Genomic DNA, 3,181 nt, shown 5'->3' with positions numbered 1-3,181 from the left:
GACTTCGCTACCCTTCCATATATAAACATTGAATATCAAAAGCTATCCAAGGTCTAATACCAATAACCGCTGTGTCCACTCGGTGAAAAAATCATCCGTGCTCCACTCATTAATTCGATTATTATGATATCCGACTGAATTATTATAATATATTCCACCAGACTTTGCAAGGGGTTTAAAGTGATGATGCAAATGTCCAGAAATAACTACCTGCGGTTGATATTGATCAAGTAGTTTTTCCATTCGTTTACTTCCCATCATACCATTTGCCATATTCCAAAAACGGCCATCATTCGTGTAATGAATATAACTTTGACTGACGGCAAAATGTGTCATGAACACGACATTTTTTCCTTTTGCATTCTTAAACAACGCTTCGGTCTGTTTCAGCACATTATCCATTCTTTCAATATCAGATACCGGCTGATCTATTCCAGTGTCAATCCAAAACGATTTCTTCCAGCGCCAAAATTGATCATTGGTTTTATCGACGTTATCGGCGAATGTATAGTCATACCATCCATTGTTGCCCACAATACGCCAATTTGTATCTGGAACATCATAGAATTTATTATGCAAATAATTGGAATTTATATCAGTTTCAAGCCCCTCATAACTTATATCATTTAGCATGTCATGATTTCCTGCAATGAAAAAAACTTTAATTTGAGGAGCCACTAGTTTTTGAAGTGTTTCGACATAATCTAATGTACGATTAAATTTATTAAATAAATCCCCCGCGATTAAATAAACGTCAATTTTATTTTCTAAAAGAAATTTTGCCTGTTGTTTAACCATTTGATTTTCGTCAATCTTGTTAACATCAAAGTGATTATCACTTGTCGCAGCTATTCTCAAACTACTCACCTCTTTCATAAATTGAATAAACTAACTCATTTTTTGCGTATGTTTCTATCAATCGTACTGGAACGGTACTACCAAGGTGGTCGAATAAGCGGATCCCTTCCCCTAGAAAGATTGGCATCGTTGTTAAAATGTATTGATCAATCAAATTATTCTTCACCAATGGATCAATCAATCGTTGTCCGCCGACAATCCAGATATCTCTTCCACTCTTATTTTTTAAAGATTTAATCAATTCTATCGGTGACTCATCAACGAAATTCACTTCACTAAGATCTTTCCTTTTCTGCGAAGTAACTACATACGTCATTTTATCTTCGTAAATATACCTCTCCGGAAAGAGTTCGTTCACAACCTGATCATAAGTTTTTCTGCCTAAAACAACCGTATCGATTTGACTATACATTTTCGTATAACTATCATCTCGCTCTGAGCCATGTACATTTTCATCGAGCCATTTGACACCCCCATTGGCATCGGCAATATAACCATCAATACTTGTTGCAATAAATAGGATAATTTTTCGACTCATGCCACTCCTCCGAATCACCGTAATAAAAAAGATGAACTAAGCATACCTCAGTTCATCTTATAAATTCAAATATTTAGTTGTTAGATTATTTAATTCCTTGCATTTTCTTACTAATCCAAGGTGCCATTGCGAAGAGCGCGATTGCAAAAACAATCGTTACTATTCCAATCCAGATAAAGTATGCTACTTCATGTCCCGGATATAACTTAACAATTTGTGCGTTAACAGCTTGTCCCGCTGCGTCCGCCAGGAACCACATACTCATCATCTGCGATGCAAAAGCGGTTGGAGCCAATTTCGTTGTAACTGAGAGTCCAATTGGAGAAATCAGCATTTCACCAACTTCCACAATTGCCCAACTACCAACCAACCAAAGTGCGTTCACCTTACCATCAGTACCAAACATCATTCCTGGTAAAGCAATAAATAAGTACGATAAACCAGTAAAGATTAATCCATAAACGAACTTCTTAGGTGAAGATGGTTGCTTCTTACCCAACTTAGTCCACAACCACGCAAACAATGGTGTGTATAACATAATGAAGAACGGGTTAAGTGATTGGAAGTTAGCAGCCGTAATATGGAACCAGCCATAGCTTAATTGTGTCCGATCAGCGGCGAATAATGCTAAAACAACTGATCCTTGTTCTTCGATTGCCCAAAAAATAGTTGCGGCAATAAATAGCGGTACATATGCCCACAAACGTGAACGTTCTGTCTTTGAAACCTTACTACTTGTAAACATAATAATGAAGTAAACAATTGGTGTAATAATTGCGAACACACTAATTAATAGAACAACGTTATCAACATTCAGAGCGTTTGCAAAATACATTACAATTAAAATTAAGGCTAAAACAATAACTCCAACTAAAGTACGAAGTCCAAACTTTTTAACTTCTTCAGGTTGAATTGGATCTGATGGGTATAAGCTATCTTTATTAAGGTACTTTTTACCGCCTAAATAATATTGAATTAATCCAAAGAACATTCCAATTGCGGCAAGTGAGAATCCGGCATGAAAGTTAATTTGAAAGCCAACCCATGAAACGATAAGTGGAGCAAGCAATGCACCTAAGTTAATACCAAATACGAAAATACTGAATCCAGCATCTCGCCTAGTATCTTCAACAGAATATAGAGAACCAACCATTTCGGAAACGTTTGGTTTCAGCATTCCTGTACCTGCAACGATTAATCCAATCGAAATTAATAACGCCGCACTCCCAAAAGGAAGCGAGAGAGCGATATGACCAAACATAATCAGAACACCACCGTAAAATACGGTTTTCCGACTACCTAAGATTCGATCACTAATAAATCCACCCACGACACTGGCTAAGTAAACCAATGATCCATAAATTGCCATAACAGATGCAGCGGTAGCCTGACTATATCCTAGACCACCCTTAGTCACCGCGTAGTACATGTAGTAAATTAATATAGCACGCATTCCATAGTAACTAAAACGTTCCCACATTTCTGTAAAGAACAACGTCGATAAACCACGAGGTTGACCAAGAAATGCTGTATCTTTATCTTGCGTATTCAATTTTATTTTTCCTCCATAACCTTCGTCTTTACCAAGACTGTATATGAAAAAACACGCCTTAACTTAACATTAAGGCGCATTCCAAAATGCCGGCTAGGTGAGTCGAACACCTGACCTACGGTTTACGATACCGTCGCTCTACCAACTGAGCTAAGCCGGCATATAGCACAAAAGGATGCTAACATGCAGTTAACATCCATACAGCCTGACTCCGGCAGGCGGACTCGAACCGT

Annotated in this window: 3 protein-coding genes and 1 tRNA gene; all 4 read right to left on the bottom strand. The window is 37.6% G+C overall.

Going from position 1 to position 3,181, the window contains the following annotated elements; all coding sequences use genetic code 11:
- Nucleotides 1–42: 42 nt before the first annotated feature.
- The 4 genes from IV81_RS09110 to IV81_RS09095 all read right to left on the bottom strand — a co-directional run bounded on the left by IV81_RS09110 (nucleotide 43) and on the right by IV81_RS09095 (nucleotide 3,108).
- On the bottom strand, nucleotides 43–858 hold the full coding sequence (locus tag IV81_RS09110) for a metallophosphoesterase (RefSeq protein ID WP_083484719.1): 816 nt from the start codon (nucleotides 856–858) through the stop codon (nucleotides 43–45).
- 1 nt (nucleotide 859) lies between these two features.
- Nucleotides 860–1,396 (bottom strand): dihydrofolate reductase family protein, encoded by a 537-nt coding sequence (locus IV81_RS09105; protein WP_057804408.1) that lies wholly within the window; start codon nucleotides 1,394–1,396, stop codon nucleotides 860–862.
- Nucleotides 1,397–1,481: 85 nt separating this feature from the next.
- The gene (locus IV81_RS09100) at nucleotides 1,482–2,948 is read right to left on the bottom strand and encodes a peptide MFS transporter (RefSeq protein ID WP_057804406.1); all 1,467 of its coding nucleotides are present in this window, start codon (nucleotides 2,946–2,948) and stop codon (nucleotides 1,482–1,484) included.
- An 87-nt stretch (nucleotides 2,949–3,035) separates the two neighbouring features.
- A tRNA-Thr gene (locus IV81_RS09095) sits at nucleotides 3,036–3,108 on the bottom strand.
- Nucleotides 3,109–3,181: the final 73 nt, after the last annotated feature.

Source organism: Pediococcus stilesii, assembly GCF_001437075.1.
Lineage (GTDB): Bacteria > Bacillota > Bacilli > Lactobacillales > Lactobacillaceae > Pediococcus > Pediococcus stilesii.
Note: the sequence above shows the minus strand (reverse complement) of the source record. Positions and strands in the feature narration are given on the sequence as shown.

What these genes read in the sequence shown, in the direction of transcription:
- IV81_RS09105 (WP_057804408.1), bottom strand. Translation starts at nt 1,396, where the DNA reads ATGAGTCGAAAAATTATCCTATTTATTGCAACAAGTATTGATGGTTAT.